At 32.9% G+C, this 17,645-nt stretch carries 13 protein-coding genes; 8 read left to right on the forward strand and 5 right to left on the reverse strand.

The window, feature by feature from the left end; all coding sequences use genetic code 11:
- Positions 1-132 precede the first annotated feature (132 nt).
- Entirely contained in the window at positions 133-627 is a 495-nt protein-coding gene (gene sixA, locus GM3708_RS15915) for a phosphohistidine phosphatase SixA (RefSeq protein WP_066348982.1), read from the reverse strand.
- A 223-nt stretch (positions 628-850) separates the two neighbouring features.
- On the opposite strand from sixA, the gene GM3708_RS15920 reads away from it, so the two are divergent.
- The gene (locus GM3708_RS15920; RefSeq protein ID WP_066348983.1) at positions 851-1,927 is read left to right on the forward strand and encodes a hypothetical protein; all 1,077 of its coding nucleotides are present in this window, start codon (positions 851-853) and stop codon (positions 1,925-1,927) included.
- A gap of 140 nt (positions 1,928-2,067) precedes the next feature.
- Here the strand turns inward: GM3708_RS15920 and cobA are convergent, their stop codons facing one another.
- The gene (gene cobA / locus GM3708_RS15925) at positions 2,068-2,838 is read right to left on the reverse strand and encodes a uroporphyrinogen-III C-methyltransferase (protein ID WP_066348984.1); all 771 of its coding nucleotides are present in this window, start codon (positions 2,836-2,838) and stop codon (positions 2,068-2,070) included.
- Positions 2,839-3,155: 317 nt separating this feature from the next.
- Between cobA and menB the strand changes: the two genes are divergently transcribed.
- Positions 3,156-3,989 (forward strand): 1,4-dihydroxy-2-naphthoyl-CoA synthase, encoded by an 834-nt coding sequence (menB, locus tag GM3708_RS15930; protein WP_066348986.1) that lies wholly within the window; start codon positions 3,156-3,158, stop codon positions 3,987-3,989.
- A gap of 218 nt (positions 3,990-4,207) precedes the next feature.
- Here the strand turns inward: menB and GM3708_RS15935 are convergent, their stop codons facing one another.
- Positions 4,208-4,504, reverse strand: a complete 297-nt coding sequence (locus tag GM3708_RS15935) for a hypothetical protein (RefSeq protein WP_066348988.1) — start codon at positions 4,502-4,504, stop codon at positions 4,208-4,210.
- 402 nt (positions 4,505-4,906) lie between these two features.
- On the opposite strand from GM3708_RS15935, the gene GM3708_RS15940 reads away from it, so the two are divergent.
- From GM3708_RS15940 to GM3708_RS15960, 5 genes are all read left to right on the forward strand, one after another.
- Positions 4,907-6,040, forward strand: coding sequence for a quinone-dependent dihydroorotate dehydrogenase (locus tag GM3708_RS15940; RefSeq protein WP_066348989.1), 1,134 nt, complete (start codon positions 4,907-4,909; stop codon positions 6,038-6,040).
- Between the two features lie 176 nt (positions 6,041-6,216).
- Positions 6,217-6,414 carry a hypothetical protein gene (locus GM3708_RS15945; protein WP_066348990.1) on the forward strand — a complete coding sequence of 66 codons (198 nt, stop codon included), beginning with the start codon at positions 6,217-6,219 and terminating at the stop codon, positions 6,412-6,414.
- A gap of 56 nt (positions 6,415-6,470) precedes the next feature.
- The gene (locus GM3708_RS15950; protein ID WP_066348992.1) at positions 6,471-7,256 is read left to right on the forward strand and encodes an HpsJ family protein; all 786 of its coding nucleotides are present in this window, start codon (positions 6,471-6,473) and stop codon (positions 7,254-7,256) included.
- 119 nt (positions 7,257-7,375) lie between these two features.
- Entirely contained in the window at positions 7,376-8,098 is a 723-nt protein-coding gene (locus tag GM3708_RS15955; RefSeq protein WP_066348993.1) for a DUF502 domain-containing protein, read from the forward strand.
- Positions 8,099-8,888: 790 nt separating this feature from the next.
- The gene (locus tag GM3708_RS15960; protein WP_066348995.1) at positions 8,889-10,373 is read left to right on the forward strand and encodes a DEAD/DEAH box helicase; all 1,485 of its coding nucleotides are present in this window, start codon (positions 8,889-8,891) and stop codon (positions 10,371-10,373) included.
- A gap of 144 nt (positions 10,374-10,517) precedes the next feature.
- On the opposite strand, the gene GM3708_RS15965 is transcribed toward GM3708_RS15960, so the two are convergent.
- Positions 10,518-13,397, reverse strand: a complete 2,880-nt coding sequence (locus GM3708_RS15965; RefSeq protein WP_197671725.1) for a glycerol-3-phosphate acyltransferase — start codon at positions 13,395-13,397, stop codon at positions 10,518-10,520.
- A 29-nt stretch (positions 13,398-13,426) separates the two neighbouring features.
- Positions 13,427-16,009, reverse strand: coding sequence for a M1 family metallopeptidase (locus GM3708_RS15970; protein ID WP_066348999.1), 2,583 nt, complete (start codon positions 16,007-16,009; stop codon positions 13,427-13,429).
- A gap of 337 nt (positions 16,010-16,346) precedes the next feature.
- On the opposite strand from GM3708_RS15970, the gene GM3708_RS15975 reads away from it, so the two are divergent.
- The gene (locus GM3708_RS15975; protein ID WP_231932983.1) at positions 16,347-17,615 is read left to right on the forward strand and encodes an MlaD family protein; all 1,269 of its coding nucleotides are present in this window, start codon (positions 16,347-16,349) and stop codon (positions 17,613-17,615) included.
- The last annotated feature ends 30 nt before the right edge of the window (positions 17,616-17,645 follow it).

Here is a 17,645-nt window from a genome sequence, read left to right on the forward strand (position 1 = left end):
ATCATAAAATTTTAAATAATAGTGAAATTAATTCATTGCGTATCCAACAAAAGTCATATAAGATACTAAACCTTGAACTGACGCAATAAAGTAAAAGTCTAAGTACTTCTGTGTGTTTTTTTCGATAAAATTTTAATTAGTAATCCATTTTGGACCTGCTAACAAAAATAACTCACTTGTACCGATAGGATTGGATAAATCCAATAAGTCTAAACCAATAATACCAGCTTTTTTGAGGATTAATTTTCCATGAATTTGTCCCCAAACTAATAATTCTGTCCAATTACCAAGATTTGGTTGATGTCCGACTAAAGCAATACTACTATTTTGATTACAATTAAAATTTTGTAGCCAACTAATCCACTCTAATATATTTCCTTCAGGTTCTAAGGCTGAATGTTCAATAATTTCAGAAGTTAATTTTGCTTGTTGTAAAATAATTGCAGTTTCCTTGGCTCTGGTATAAGGACTACTAATAATTACATCAAACTTAACCTCTAAATTAGATAATTTTTGGGCGACTTTTTGGGTTTTGGTAATTCCTCTACCCGTCAAAATTCTTTCAGGATCATTTTGTTCTATATTCCTAGATTCAGCAATACCGTGACGGATTAAGTATATTTTCATATTATATTTTAATTATAAATTAGGTGTCTTAAAATTTCTCGCTTATTACTTAAAGCTCATTGTTAACTGTCCACTGTCTGCTGTCAACTGCTAACGATCATTGTCAATCATAAAAATTAACAGAAAAAACGATTAATTATAGATAATAGATTAAGAAAAATTGACAATAGTGATCAATAATAGAGTTACTACTTAAAGTATTCAGTAAATATATAAAAAAAGCATGAAAACAGGCATAAACCAAATATTAGAAACTTTTAGAGAATTTGTTAGTACTCACGATTATCAAAATAATCCTATTTTAAGTGTTTATGTAGATATTGATTCTACTAACCCTGATAATAGAAAAGAACAACCAGCGTGGCAGATTGAATTAAAAAACGAATTAAAAAGAATTGAGTCCCAATTAGATCCTGAAGAAATGAAGCGTTGGGATAATCAGAAAATTTGGTCTGATACTGAACGTATGGTAATGGATTATTTAGAAACTCAAAAACCAACGGGAAGATCCGTCGTAGTTTTTACCGATTTTAAAGACATCATCGGGGTTGATTTACCCGTAACCATGAAAACTGCTATCTATTACGGATTGCCACAAATCAAACATCTTTTATTTGCTCTTGATCAGTATAAAGAATATTCTGCTATCCTCTTTTCCGGTGATCAAGGGAGAATAGTAGAAGTATTTTTAACTAGATCTACCAATGAGGTCAAAATAGAAACAGAACACGAATTATCTCGTCGATTCGGACGTAAATCTCAAACTCTCGCTAGCGATCGCCGTGATAGAGAATTTGAACTACGTTTCATCAGAGAAATGTCCGCAGAAATTAACGAATATTTCCTTGACCATTTAGAAGATTCTCGCATTGTTTTTGGCGGTAATTTACAACAAGCAGCAAAAATTAAAAATGCTCTTAATCCTGCTGTCAGAGATTTAGTAGTCGCCATTGAACCAATGGACTTCAAACTTCCTGACAACGAAGTTGCCGACATTGTTCGCCCCATTGCCTATGCTTATGAGCAAGATTATGATGTGATGGTGGTAGAAAACTTAATTTATCATTTCAACAAAAATGGTACTGCGGTAATCGAAAAACAAGGAGTAGAAAAAGCTTTAAGCGAAGCTAGAGTAAAAACTTTAGTACTTCCTTATCCTATGGATACCGAAGAATTTGACTCTCTTATTGTTGAAGTTATTTTATCGGGTGCACAAATAGAATTTGTTTATGGGGAAGGTGCAGAAAAATTAAAACAGTATGGTGGTATTGGAGCTGAACTTTACTATTCTGTAAGATAATTAAGCATTAGAAAAATTAACAACAGTTATTTAATTAACATTAAATCTACTCATTTTTATGGCTATAAAGATTAATGAGTAGATTTTTAGGAGATTAGTTATGATTAATTCTCTTTGACAATAACAATAAAACTTCTTCGCTAAAGATTTTTAATGATTGTTAAACTTTGGCGAAAACCAACTACTTTCCCAATAATAGCGATGGCAGGAGCAGTAAAACCAGTTTTTTCTACTTGATCAAGAATATCCTCTAAAGTACCATATAATTCTTCTTGTTCTGGTCTTGTACCCCATCGAATCAGGGCGATTTCTGTTTTTTCATCTAAACCAGCCTTAATCAATTCGGGGATAATATAGCTTAAATTATGAATCCCCATATAAATAACAATAGTTTCTGAACCAAGGGCGATCGCCTTCCAGTTAACTTCAGGGCGATATTTTCCTGCTGACTCATGACCAGTTACAAAAGTAACCGAAGAACTATAACCTCGATGGGTAACAGGAATATTTGCATAGGCAGGAGCAGCAATACCAGCAGTAATTCCGGGTACAACTTCCACTGCAATTCCTTCGGCTATTAAATCTGACATTTCTTCCCCACCCCGTCCAAAAACGAAAGGATCTCCTCCTTTCAAACGTACAACGATAGAGTGTTCTTTTGCTTTTGCAATCAATAATTGTGTGGTATCTGATTGTAACAATGAGTGATTGCCTCTACGTTTACCAGCGTTAATTTTTTCAGCATCAGGGCTAATCATCTCTAAAATTTCTGCACTTACTAAAGCATCGTAGATAACCACTTCTGCCAATTCAAGGAGAGTTTTGCCCTTAATTGTCATTAATCCCGGATCTCCAGGACCTGCACCCACTAAGTAAACTTTACCAACTTTTTGAGACTCTTTTATTATCATTTAACAACCTGAGATTAATTTATACTCTAACTTTTTTGCCAAATACATTAAGTAAAGTTAACTACATTTATCTGCAAAATATTATCATTGAAATCTTTAAATCATTGAGAAATAATTAAAGATTTAAAAATAAATCTGTAGATTTTACGATACTCCTAAAGCTAACCACGAATAGCCAAAAAACCACCACCTTGAAACTATCAACCTTTCCCATATTGAAAGATTCTCCTGTAAATTTTTCTGAAAGTTTATCATTTTAAAAAATAGCAAGAACTGAGTATAATAATCAACGATTACCAAAATTTATGAAACTATCCATGAATGTCAGTTGGGAAACCGTTGGAACATACGAAGATATATTGTATTTTAAATATGATGGTATAGCAAAAATAGTTATTAATAGACCTCATAAACGTAATGCTTTTCGTCCTCAAACTGTATTTGAACTTTACTCAGCTTTTTGCGATGCTAGAGAAGATCAACATATTGGAGTGATTTTACTTACAGGTGCAGGACCTCACAGTGACGGTAAATACGCTTTTTGTTCTGGTGGTGATCAAAGTGTCAGAGGTAAAGCAGGATATGTGGGTAATGATGGCGTACCTCGTTTAAATGTTTTAGACCTACAAAGACTAATTCGCACTATTCCTAAAGTTGTCATTGCTTTAGTGGCAGGATATGCTATCGGTGGTGGTCATGTATTGCATTTAATCTGTGATTTGAGTATTGCCGCAGATAATGCTATTTTCGGACAAACTGGACCAAAAGTAGGAAGTTTTGATGGTGGTTTTGGAGCTAGTTATTTAGCTCGGGTAGTAGGACAAAAAAAAGCCCGTGAAATCTGGTTTTTATGTCGTCAATATAATGCTCAAGAAGCTTTAGAAATGGGGTTAGTTAATATTGTTGTACCCCTAGAAGAGTTAGAAGCAGAAGGAATAAAATGGGCACAGGAAATCCTCGAAAAAAGTCCTACGGCTATTCGTTGTTTAAAATCTGCTTTCAATGCTGATTGTGATGGTCAAGCAGGAATACAAGAGTTAGCTGGGAATGCTACTTTACTATATTATCTCACGGAAGAAGGTACAGAAGGAAAACAGGCATTTTTAGAAAAGCGATCGCCAAATTTTCGCCAATATCCTTGGCTACCATAAGAATAAATAATTAATTTTTAAAAGAGGAAATATGGAAACAGATAAGTTAGATTCGATTCTGGGTATTCTTGCTTTGATGATTTTACTAGGGGGATTGTTGATGTTGTTTAGTGGAGTTAAGAAAATGAATGAATAAAAAATACTGTTGTTAACCACTAAAATATAATCAAACTTTCATCCTAGTAATTTATACTAATAAAATTAATTTTTACTAACACCTAAATAGATTTAGAAATAGTAACGTCTGAAGATACTTTTATTTCATGACTAGGTATAGATTCCACCTCTAAATTAACTTGAGGAGTAGCACATCCTAAAGAAAAAGATTTTTCTAATATGGCAATTTCTGGAAGGGTTTGCCATTCGACATCAAAAGCAGGACTTGCTAAATGACAAGATTTCCATTCTGCTTTTACTAAAACTCCTAATTGTGAACACATTCCCCCTCGTCTTCCTTCTGGGTTATAAAATTGACAATGACGACAGGCAAAATTACAATAATTTTCAGGTTTCATTTTCTTACTATGAAATTGATTTAACAGTTTTTTATCTTTTTCTATTATTAACTATCTGGGATCAAGGCTTTTTAGCCTGAAAATGTTTTATACCTAAAGCGATAAGGTTTTTTTGAGGCTTTTTTCTTTTATATTGTTTTAACTATTGCTTAACAGATCTAAATAATTAGTTAAATTTTGATTAAGTTAGATAAACTCTTAATTTACAAAGTTAATAATGTATTAATGGACACACTAGGGATCAACAAAAAACTATTTTAAATATATTTAAAAACAAATTATCTTGTTAATTAATTCTTTAGAAAAATACAAATTATTTTAGTTTCGTTTTTAAGATTATTTCCCTAAAAAATGCTATTAAAACTACTCGAATATAGTTAAATTCGTCATCACTCTTAATAAATGTTAAATCTTCTTAAACCTTTATACCCTGTTTTTTTTGCATCCTTACAAAGCAACCCCGAATTTGCTCATATACAAAGTCTGAATTTACTACAAAAATTAAGTTATCAGACAAATAATGCTTTAGGTAAATGGATTATTCAAGAAATGGAAAAATCTTTCTGTTATAGTCATCCTTCTTTATCTCAATCTCTATGGGATTTGAATTTTTCTCATCCTTTAGGTTTAGCACCCGGATTCGATAAAAATGCTCAAGGGGCTGGAATTTGGTCGAGTTTTGGCTTTAGTTTTGCTGAATTAGGTGCAGTTACTCTTCATTCTCAAATGGGCAATCCTTCTCCTAGAATGTTTCGTTTACCCGCAGATAAAGCTATTCTTAATCGTATGGGTGCTAATAATGATGGTGCTGAGGCGATCGCAGAAAGATTACAAAAAACATGGCAAAGACATTCTCGCACTATTCCTATCGGAATTAACTTATGTAAATCAAAAATTACCGAATTAAATCAAGCTAGTGATGATTATGTAGGCAGTTTTCGCTTCTTACGTGCCTATGCGGATTATTTTGTCATAAATGTCAGTTCTCCCAATACTCCCGGACTACGATCACTGCAAGGAGGAGAACAATTAGAGTTAATTTTAGAAGGTTTACAAAGAGAGAATCAGGGGGAAAAACCGATTTTGATTAAAATTGCCCCAGACTTAGAATGGGATGAGATAAAGTCAATTTTAAGATTATCTCAGCAATATAATTTATCAGGTATTGTTGCCACTAATACCACCATTAAAAAAGATGGTTTAAAAACGAAGATTTTACCCACAACAGGTAAACCCATAACGGAAGAAGGAGGGGGAATTAGCGGACAACCCTTAAGACATCGCTCAACGGAGGTAATTAAGTTTATTTATCAGGAAACTAGGGGTAAACTACCTATTATTGGGGTGGGTGGTATTTTTGACACAGAATCAGCATGGGAAAAAATCACAGCAGGAGCAAGTTTATTACAATTTTATAGCGGCTGGATTTATGAAGGTCCTTGGATAGTAAAAGAAATTTTGCAAGGGTTAACTGAAAAATTAACAGAAAATGGATTTGAGAATATAAGTCAAGCAGTAGGGGTGAATAATAAATAATTAATAGTTAAGATGGCATTTAAATCATCAGCGAATGATTAAAGATTCAAAAATAAGTCTCAATTTTACTATACTGCCAAAGCTGACCACTGAAAGCTGATAGTTAGTAATGCCAAAAACATTTAAGATAAAAAAGAATTAAATTGAAGATAAAAAAGAATTAATTAATTATGTATATGACTCCCAAAAGTAGCATCTTGTTACTTGTTTCCTGTATAGCGGCTATTGCTTCTGTGGGTTCTGTATTTGAATTAACGTCAGGAGTACCCCAACTAGGTCAGGCAAATACTACTATCATTTTAGCCATTAGTATTCCTTTAACAATCGGCTCTTTTTTTCTAGCAGTAATAGATGCAAGGGCGAATTTAAAATAATTATTCACCGATAATTGATAATTGACAATTGATGATATTTAGTAAAAATTAACCTTATGAGAATTACATCTGCTTTTATTACTCTTTCATTAAAATTAGTGGGGGGCATTCTTTTAATTTCCTCTTTAATTGACTATCTTTTTCTCTTAATCCCTCCACAGTTACAAGATAAAAATTGGCAAATTAATATCACCAACAATTTAGTTGATAGAGGTATCGTGCCTTTAATTGCCATCGTTTTATTACTGATTGGATGGTGGATTAGTGATAGTAATAGTAATGAAAAATCAGCTACCAAGATTCGTCTTCCTGTTTTTATTATTTCTAGCATTTTAGGTTTAATATTTTTGATATTAGTACCTTTACATTTAACTAACATTAGTAGTGTCAGTGCCGATTTAATGAACCAAATTGCTCAAAGAATAGGACAACAAGAAGCTCAAATTCAAGGATTTGTCGCTCAATTAGAAGCTATTTCCAGAAACCCAGAACGATTAAAATTAGAAATTGATCAAAGAAATCAAGTCATTGAGGCTGGAGGAGTTATACAAGGACAAAAACTTGATCCTCAACAATTACAATTAATAACTAGTCAAAGAGATGAATTACAACAAATTTTGGATTTATCTCAAAAACCTGAACAACTAAATGCAAAATTACAAGAAGTACAAACAAAACTACAATCAGAGTTAAAAGCATTAGAAGATAAAGAGAAAAGAAAAGCCCAAACCTTAGCCTTAAAACAGAGTTTACGCACATCCATCAGCAGTTTAATGTTGGCGATCGCCTATACTTTTATTGGTTGGTTGGGGTTACAAATGGTAATGAAGAAAAACCCTTAAAAATCTATTTTTAATACTTATGTTCTTAAACTTAATCCACGACAAAACATTGTTAATGATTAAGTTTTAGTTGATAATGGGATAATCATTCATAAATAAATAAAAGAGATAGGGAAGTTGTGTTGCAACGCATAAAGCAAGATTTAAAAAATGATTTAATTGCCGGTTTGTTAGTCGTTATTCCTTTAGCAACAACAATTTGGTTAAGTTATGTCATTGCTAACTGGGCAATTAAATTTCTCACCGAAATACCAAAACAAATTAATCCCTTTGATGGACTTAACCCCATTGTTACCAATTTATTAAATTTCTTTGTGGGATTAACCGTACCTCTGGCTTTAATATTGTTAATTGGTTTGATGGCGAGAAATATTGTTGGTAGATGGTTATTAGATGTAGGGGAAAAAATTTTACAAGGAATACCTCTTGCAGGTTCAATTTATAAAACTCTTAAACAAATTTTAGAAACCTTATTTCAAGATTCTGAAACTAAATTTAGAAGAGTTGTTATGGTAGAGTATCCTCGCAAAGGTGTCTGGAGTGTAGGATTTGTTACGGGAAAAGTCAGTGATATGATTCAATCACAATTTGATAAACCAGTATTAAGCATTTTTATCCCCACAACTCCTAACCCTACCTCTGGTTGGTATGCCGTTATTCCTGCAGAAGAAGTTATTACCCTTTCTTTATCCATTGAAGATGCTTTCAAAGTTTTGATTTCTGGGGGTATAGTTAGTCCTAACAGTGGGGAAATGGTTCATAACAATAACAATAAAACTTCCATATCAGCCACATCTTTAACCAATGATCTTTCTTCAACCACCACTTCAGAAATTAGTTAATTTGATTCTTTGAAATAAATATCGCAAAAAGATTTTACAAAATGTGTACTTACTGCTACGATTATTGTAAAGAAATCTTACAGAGAAACATTGGAAACTCCTTGCAAAGATTTCCTCAAGATTAAACGACAACAAATATTTGCCGACACATACTATGTCGGTTTTTTTTTACCATTTTTTGGTAAAGATAACCTGAATTAAAGATCAAATTATTTTTTCTTTGCTCTACCTCCATCAAAAAATTTGTTTATCTCACCCTAATTAAAGATTTTTACATCGAAACTGAGGTAAAAATAACAAAAAACCTGTTTATTAGGATATGATAAAGGATGAAAAACTAATTATAATTAATGTTTGTCCTTTGCTTTTGCTGCTTTGAGAGATATATAATAAGATTTTTTTTCAAAAACGTAAAATATTGCCAATGTTTGTTACAATTTGTTAAAAGGCATCAATTTGCTCAATGGAGAGTATTTATATTTTCTCCCAAATTACCTCAGTCGATGTCTATGATCTCTATGGTGAAATTGAGATAAATTAGTAAACTTTGTAAGTAAACTGAAAAACTCATTCCGTTTACTCAATCGCTATCTCAAAGGAAGAGTATCTTTAGAAGTAAGAATAGGAAAGTAAGGACTAATGCCATAATTTCTGAATTATGTATTTTTTTTAGTCAAGTGTATATCATTAATCTCAAACCCTTACCATTACAAGTTTTGCTTCTCGTGATTGTTTTCCCCCTTCATCTGTCGAGACACTTTAAGTTAAACAATTCATATTAATCATACAGATGACAACTTCTTTCGCAAGTTTAGGACTATCAGAATCCCTCGTTACTCAAGTAGAAAATTTAGGTTTTTCTACCCCCACAAAAATACAAACTTTAGCTATTCCTGAATTGATTTTAGGACGTGATGTAGTGGGACAATCCCAAACGGGTACTGGTAAAACTGCAGCCTATTCTTTGCCTATTTTAGATCGTATCGATCGTCATGCTAAAGAGGTTCAAGCCTTAATTTTAGCTCCCACCAGAGAATTAGCTCAACAAGTAGCTGAGTCTCTTAAAGATTTAATTGGTAAAGAACGTATTTATGTACTAACCGTTTATGGTGGGCAATCAATGGAGCGTCAAATTCGCTTTTTAGAAAAAGGTGCTCATATTGTTGTTGGTACTCCGGGACGTATAATCGATTTATTACATCGCAAACACTTAAAATTAGATCATTTAAAATACGTAGTACTTGATGAAGCTGATGAAATGTTAAGCATGGGCTTCATTGATGATGTAAAACAAATTCTATCAACTACTCCTGCTACTCGTCAAACTACTTGTTTCTCAGCGACAATGCCTCGTGAGATTAAGCAATTAGTTAATGAATTTATGAGTGATCCTGTCAGTATCATGGGAGAAAAACCCCAAGATACTCCTTCTCGTATTGACCAAGTAGTTTATATGGTACCTCGTGGTTGGTCAAAGATTAAGGCAATTCAACCTATTTTAGAAATTGAAGATCCTCAAACGGCAATTATTTTTGTACGAACCAAACGTACTGCTTCTGAAGTGACCGCTAAGTTGCAAGAAGCAGGTCAAAGTGTGGACGAGTATCATGGTGACTTAAGTCAACAACAACGGGAGCGTTTAATTCAACGTTGGCGTGAAGGTAAAGTAAAAGTAGTAGTGGCTACTGACATTGCCGCTCGTGGCTTGGATGTTTCAGATTTAACCCACGTTTTCAACTTCGATTTACCTGATAATAGTGAGACTTATATTCACCGTATTGGGCGTACTGGAAGAGCTGGAAAAGAAGGTAAAGCCATTGCTTTAGTTGAACCTAGCGATCGCCGTTTGTTACGTCAAATTGAACGTCGTGTAAATCAAACTATCAGAATCGAACAAATTCCTAATCGTTCGACGGTGGAAGCCAAACGCATGGAAAAACTCACTGAAAAAATTAAAGAATCTCTAGCAGGTGAAAGATTAGCTTCTTTCTTACCTCTGATTAAAGAATTACACGGTGAATATGAGCCTAGTGCTATCGCTGCGGCAACTTTACAAATTTTATATGATGCCAATTGCCCCGCATGGTTACAACAGGATTGGGAAATACCCCCAGAATCTTCTTTGAAACCAAATATTAGTGGTAAAGGTAAGCCTTCTTCTGGACGTAAATACGGTAGTCGTGGTAGTGGTAGTTATGAGCGTAAACAAGCCTTTGGAGGCGGTGGTAGTGCCAAACCCAAACGTAATTATGATCGCCCTGTCAAAGTCAGATAATTAATGATAAATTAGGAATTAGCAATTAATAATTTTTAGGGTTGAATAGTATTCCCTCAATTAATTGCCAATTTCTCTAGTTTAGTTTTTTAACCTGAATCATTAGTTAGTCACTCAGATGAGGTTGATTTAGAAAGATAAAAACTATAAAATTTCCACTGTACCTTGATTACCATTTAATCGTACTAATTGACCATCTTTAAAAATTCCTGTGGCATGATGAATATCCATCACTGCGGGAATTTCATATTCTCTAGCAATAATTGCACCATGGGAAAGTTTGCCCCCCACTTCAGCAATAATTCCTCCAGCTTGAGCTAAAATTGTTGTCCAACCCGAATCAGTATAAGGCACAACAATAATAGTTTCACGGCTTATTTCAATAGCTTGTGTTAGAGTTGATATTATTTTTATTTTACCTTCGATAATTCCTGCACTAGCACCAATACCAATAAAACGTGAATTGGAAGAAATAGGAGTATATTTATACATTAAATCAATGTTAGGTGCTTTACCATAAATTAAGTAAGGAATAGAGGTAATTTTTTTGCTTTCTTGCCATTGATATTGACGTTGTTGGATTAATTCTATTAAGTTAATTTCATTATTTTCTTGTTCAATAAAATTACTAATTTCACCTAAGGTTAAAAAGAATATATCTCCTTCTTTTGTTAAAATATTCTCTTGCAACCATTGTTTTTCTAAGGCTAAAAAACTATAACGTAAATAAGCTAATAATTGTGAATAAATTTCGGTAACTTTGCCTTTTAAATTGAGTCTTTTTTGTACAGCTTTTATCTGCCAAGTAACTTTATTTATTTGTTTAGTAGCAATAGAATTATTTTCTTTTTCAAAAACCAGTTTAGTAAACATTACTTTCATTTCTCTTGCATTTTCTTGCCAACGAGAAACTGAAATATCTGTGGCAACTTCACTTAGATAACCATATTTATCTAACCATTTATCAAGACGATTTAAGACACATTCTCCTTCATTTAATTCAGCTAAATAAGCAAAGAAAGCTGCATAGTTATCAAAATCTAAATTATTAAATTCCTTATTATAAATTAATTTTTTGGTGTCAATAGCAATATTTTTTAAAGCATTAAAAGAAGAAATTTCTGGAATATCATTATTATCTAAATCATGGGGAGACACTTTTAAAATTGCTTGTCTTAAAGCATAACTAAGAGGAGAAAAAATACTATAGTAAGTTGCTTTTTTTAGAGTGTCTAAAATACTCTTAATTCGATTTAATAATTCTTGAGAGGATAAAATATCAGGATTAATCTCTTTTAATTCATCTAAAATAGGAGCAAAATATCGATCATGATCATAAATAAAATCAGCTTCTAATTTTAACTCTTTTTTGAATAATCTCCATAAACCAAATAAATTTTTGAAAGTTGCTATTAAAGGCGGTTTTGTAAACTTACTGCCACGGGTAAGAAATTCTAAACTCTCTGGGGGTAAACCCATTAACAGAAAAATATCTCCTAAAAGGGTAGCATTAAAATATGCTCGATGATAATGTAAGGTAGCCGTTTGATTAAAATCGAAACCAGCAGCTTTTTTGCCTAATACAATAGCGAAAATATCACCCCAAACTCCGCAGGTAAGAGGTTGATTAATTGACCATGTTAATGATTTTATCACTCCGGGGATAACTTCAGCGGCAATTTTTCTCGTCCATAAAGGTTGTAATGTGGTGATAGGACGAGTTTGCAATAACCAAATTTTTTCACCGTCATAAGTCCATTCTATATCTTGAGGAACTCCTTTGGATATATTTTCAATTTCTCTAGCAATTTTAGCGATAGTAATTAAAATATGAGCAGGAATTTTCTCGTTTTCTTCTCCTTCTAAAGTTTCTTCAGGAAAGTTAACTTTATATTGTTTTGGGGTAACTTCTCCTGATACTAAAGGTAAACCCATTCCCTCAATGGCTTCTATACAAACGCAGTCTTGTAATTGATTAACAGGATCTCTACTAAAAGCTACACCTGAAAATATACCATTAATTTGTTCTTGGATAATAACAGCAATGCCTTGATCTTTTTTATGCCTACTTTGACGATAATTGATAGCAATCGAGGTATCATAGGAAGAAAGACAATTGATGATAGCCTGTTGTAAACTAGGAATATCATTTATATTTAAAAAACTTTCATAAATTCCCGCCGCAGAAGCATTAAGAGAGTCCTCGTCAAGAGCAGATGATCGTACTACTAAAGGCTTACTAAAAGAAGGTTGAAAAAATTGACTTAATTTACCAATATCATCTCCAGCTTTAACTACCCAGCCTTTAGGAACATTGTAACCCCATTTTGTAAGTAAAGATAAATTGGCTGCTTTAGCACCAACTTGTGCAGGATTTAAAGATTCATTTAAACTGAGAATACCAAAATCTCCTCGAAAAAAGCGAAACATTTTAGCTGACTCTGGGTTAACTTGACTGGTTTGTAAATCTAAATCGTCAGGCATTCGCCGATAAATTACTGTTAATAAACTAGCTAATGCTATTGTCATCAAAATATATTCTAATTCATTAATTCTTTGAGCGGATAAAATAACTACCATCAACACAAGAATTCCGACTCTTCCAGTTTTTTTTTCTCGCCACAGAGTAAAGCTAACACCACCGATGAGAAAAATTAACAATGCAGCTATAGGATTGTGAGTAATTATACCCCAAGTAACATTCGTTGCCCCCGCACCTTTTCCGCCCCAATAGCGCCCCATCACTAATGCTATGATGGCAACAATTTCCCAAGTTGAGCCAAAGGGAAAAAATGTTCTTGTCAATAAGACTACAGCAATACCTTTTCCTGCTTCGCATAAAACGGCTAAAATTCCCGCTAATTTTCCTCCATGATAGAAAGCGGCTGAGACAGAAATATTCCCCGTGCCTAATTTTTGCAAGTTTTTCCCTGATACTGCATAGGTAAACCAATCAATGAGGGGTATTGCACCGATTATCGGACTAATGAATAATATTAACAATACGCCCCAAAGTTGTGTGATTGTCATGAATTTATTTTCAATTATAAATATTAATGGTTAATCGCTTCTAGTTTTGCTAAACGACTTTGCAAATCCTGATTTTCCTCCTTCAATTTATCAATGGCTTTTTGTAAGTCTTTAGAAGTTTTGTCTTTACCTAGTTTTTCTCGCACTTCGTTAATCGCTTCTTCCGCTCTGCGTTTAACTCTTCCATCCGGGGTGGTATCTGCTAAATTTATTAACAGAGCAATGGCTTCAGAGTCTTCTATATGACTTAAACCACTTATTAATGCCATTTGAGTCAAAAAGAAGGTATCTGTCAATATGGACTCAAATCTTTGCAGAATAAGAGTTAGCTTATCAGGTTTTTGACCGTGAGCGATTACGCCTAGGCAACGAATAGCAGTTAAACGTAAAGGTTGAGGAATACCTAATTCTGTGTATTTAGCAATTATATCAGCAGCTTTTTCATTGGTTTTGAGATGACTTAAACCATTAAGAGCAGATGATCTGATAATTTCATTCCAACCGCTTTTTTCTGCTAAAATTACTTCTAATAGTTCAATGACTTCTGATTGTTTACTCTCTAAAGTGCCTGTTGCTAATTTGCCTAATCCAAGAATAGCAGAGGATTCAACATAATAACTTTCATCACCATTGATAACGATATTTTTTAAAGCTTGATAGCTAGATTCAGTTTTATGGTGAGTTAAGGCTTCTACAATTGTTCTTCTAATTTTTGCATCATTATCGTTAATATGAGCTATTAATACGTCAATAGCTTGATTTAGCTTAATTTTGCCCAATTGTTTAATTATTTCAACTTTTACCCCCCAAAATTTCTCTTTTTCGAGGGATTCTGTTAAGGTTTTTACTGCTTCTAAGTTACCCTTTTTCCCAATAGCGATCGCCGCATAAATACGAGATATGACATTAGGATCATGTTGTAATTGAGTTTTTAACTCACTAAACCCATATTCTAATTTAACGGTTTTTAAATGATAATTACCGACATCAAAGGAGATAAAATCAGGCTTTTTTGTTAAAGGAAAATAAAATACTTGTTCTGGTTGATTAAGTTTAAGAGAAATGAGTTTTAAGTCTGGTTTTTCTCCTTCTTTTATATAACCGAAAGCAAAAGGTATTTTTAAGTCAAATAAATCCTTAAATTTACCGTTTTCTTCTTTAGCTTGAGTTTGCTTAATAGTTATAATAGCTAAGTTTGATTCACTATCCCAACTATAATTAATTTTAAAATCTGGATGTCCTCCTCTAAAAACATACTGATCAAAAAGAGGGCTTAAATTATAACCAGTTGAGTTTTCAATTGCTCTTAATAAATCAATAGTTTCTACAGTTTTATGGGCATTATCATTAACGAAAGTATGAATAAATTTATCAAATAATTCCTCTCCTAAAATCCCTCTAATCATGTGATAAACACAAGCACCTTTTTCATATAAATGGCGATCGTATAATTCTATAGCTTCTCTGTAAATATTAGTAACAATGGGACGACGATAACGAGAAGAATCTTCATGTAAATAATTTCGAGCCTCTTTTAATAAATAATATGCACCCTCATCATTACTGTATTCGTGTTCAGTCCATAATACTTCTGCATAGGAAGCTGCACCCTCTTTAATCCATGCGTGACTCCAATGTTTGATTACCACTAAATCTCCAAACCATTGATGTGCCAATTCATGGGCGACTAAACTTTCTGTGTTGCGGTTGTCAAGGGATGCTTTTTCGTCTAATAAACAGCGATCAGTTAACAAAGTAGTAGATGTGTTCTCCATGCCGCCGAAAATAAAATCATCGACACAAACTTGAGCATATTTAGTGTAAGGATAAGGATAACCATATTTTTGACTGAAAAATTCAATCATTTTTGGGGTTTTACCCATACTAATTTTGGCTTCAGTTTCTTTTCCTTTTTCCACATAATAATTAACAGGAATTTCTTGATATTTATCTTCTATTTCCGCAAATTTTCCTACTGCCAAAGTCATTAAATAAGTAGGGTGAACTTGAGGCTGTAACCAATGATAGATTTTATTTTCTCCTATTTCTTCTGTTTTAAATAACTCACCGTTAGAAATTGCAATATAATCTGAAGGTACTGTTACTCTAATCTCAGATGTTGTCAATTGCCCTGGATAATCGAAACAAGGAAACCAGTATCGAGAATCTTCATCTTCTCCTTGTGTCCAAACTTGGCTTGGTTTGTCAGGATAATACTCATCAGGTGCGATAAAATATAAGCCTCGTTGGGGTTTTTCTTTACTATAGGTGATCGCGATTTTCAAATCTTCTTCAGTGGTAGGCTGTAAAAGATTAATTGTGATAATTTCACCGTTATATTCAAACGCTTGACTTATATTATCAATCAAAATTGATTCGATGGTTAAATCGATGGCATCGAGACTTAATTGAGTAATATTATTTCTCACGGGAGTTAAAATAATCGTACAAATACCCCTAAAACTTTGATGAGGAATATCTAAATCTAAATCAAGAAAAATGTGTTGAACTTGTCCGTAACGATCAGGATTATAATGAGGTTTCGCACCGGGTAACTCAAAACTTTTTTTTTCTTCAGTGTCAAAATAATATTGCAAATGACTCATAATCTCAATAAACGGGAATTAACTATATTGAAGAATATGTTAACAAATTGTTGATATACCAATCCTTAAATCATTGGTGAATAATTAATTAAAGATTAAAAAATAAATCTGGAAATCTTAGTACATCTAAAAGCTGATAGCTTAGGAATGAGCAATGATATTAATAAATAATTTCAAAATCTCAGATATAAATTAAAATTAATAGTATTTTAGTTTCATGTGAAGATCTAATCAATTAAAGTAATTTGGGATGGTATTTTAAATGTTACGATCGAGATTAGTAAGGGAAGGGTCAGTCGGATTATTTTTATTATTAGGTTTAATTGTATTTGGAGGAATGGTATTTTTTTTAAAAGGTCATCGATTTCAGAATAATAACTATCAATTAAAACTTTTATTTGCCAATGCAGGAGGATTAAGAGAAGGTGGGAGAGTTTTTTTTCGTGGTGTAGGTGTAGGTAGAATTACACAAATTAGTCCAAGTAGTAACGGGGTAGAAATTGTTACGGAAATTGATGGACAATTAAGGATACCGGCTGATGTTCGAGTTTCAACAATACGTTCTGGATTATTAGGAGATGTTAGTGTTAATATTATTCCCAAGAATGATCTAACAGAAGAAGCAAAACAGATTAATCCCTTAAGTCAAGATTGTTCGACGCAAAATCTAATTTTATGTAATAGATCAAGTATCAACGCTCAAGCTAGTCCTGATTTAGTAGAAACATTAGGTCGTTTAGCGGATCGTTTCAATAATGATGAATTGTTTGATAACGTTAATAATGCCATTATTAGTGTCAATAGTGCTAGTACTAAGGTATCGAAATTAACAGATAATCTTTCAACATTAACCACCCAAGTTAAACAAGATTTCAATAAAGTTTCTACCGCAGCCGAGAGAATTGGTACAACGGCTGATTCTGTGGCTATGACTGCTCAATCTTTTTCTCGTACTGCTGATGTCACCTCAGAACAAGTCAAACGTTTAGCGGATGATTATAGTGGACTTTCTTCTGAAATTACTTCTCTAACCAATAATGTTAATACAGTTGTCAGTGAAAATAGATCTAACCTTAGCACTGCCATCGCTAATTTAAGCCAAACCGCCCAAGAAATTAGTCGAGCAGTCAAAAATACCGATCAATTAATAACTAGAGTTAATCAAACAGATGTCGAAAAAATATCAAAAAATTTGGAAACCAGCAGTCAAAATTTGACACAAATTAGCAAAAATTTATTAGCTATTTCCGAAGAATTAAATAATCCTACTAATCTCGTAACTCTTCAACAAACTTTAGACTCAGCAAGAGTAACCTTTGCAAATACGGCGAAAATCACCTCAGAAATTGAGGAATTTACAGGAGATGCTGAATTTAGGCGTAACTTGAGAAATTTAGTAAACGGATTGAGTAATTTAGTCTCTTATACTGATTTATTAGAAAAGCAAGTCGAATTAGCAACACTATTAGAAGAAGTAGAAAAAGTTACCTCCGAAAATTCTTCCATAACATTACCTCCCAAAACAACATTGTATATTACAAAAAAACAATTTCCTGCGGCTATACATATTGACCAAAATTTAGAAGTAAAGAAGTCCAATCAATAAAAATAAAGATCTTTTCTGGAAGAATAATAA

The sequence above is a fragment of the Geminocystis sp. NIES-3708 genome, assembly GCF_001548095.1.
Lineage (GTDB): Bacteria > Cyanobacteriota > Cyanobacteriia > Cyanobacteriales > Cyanobacteriaceae > Geminocystis.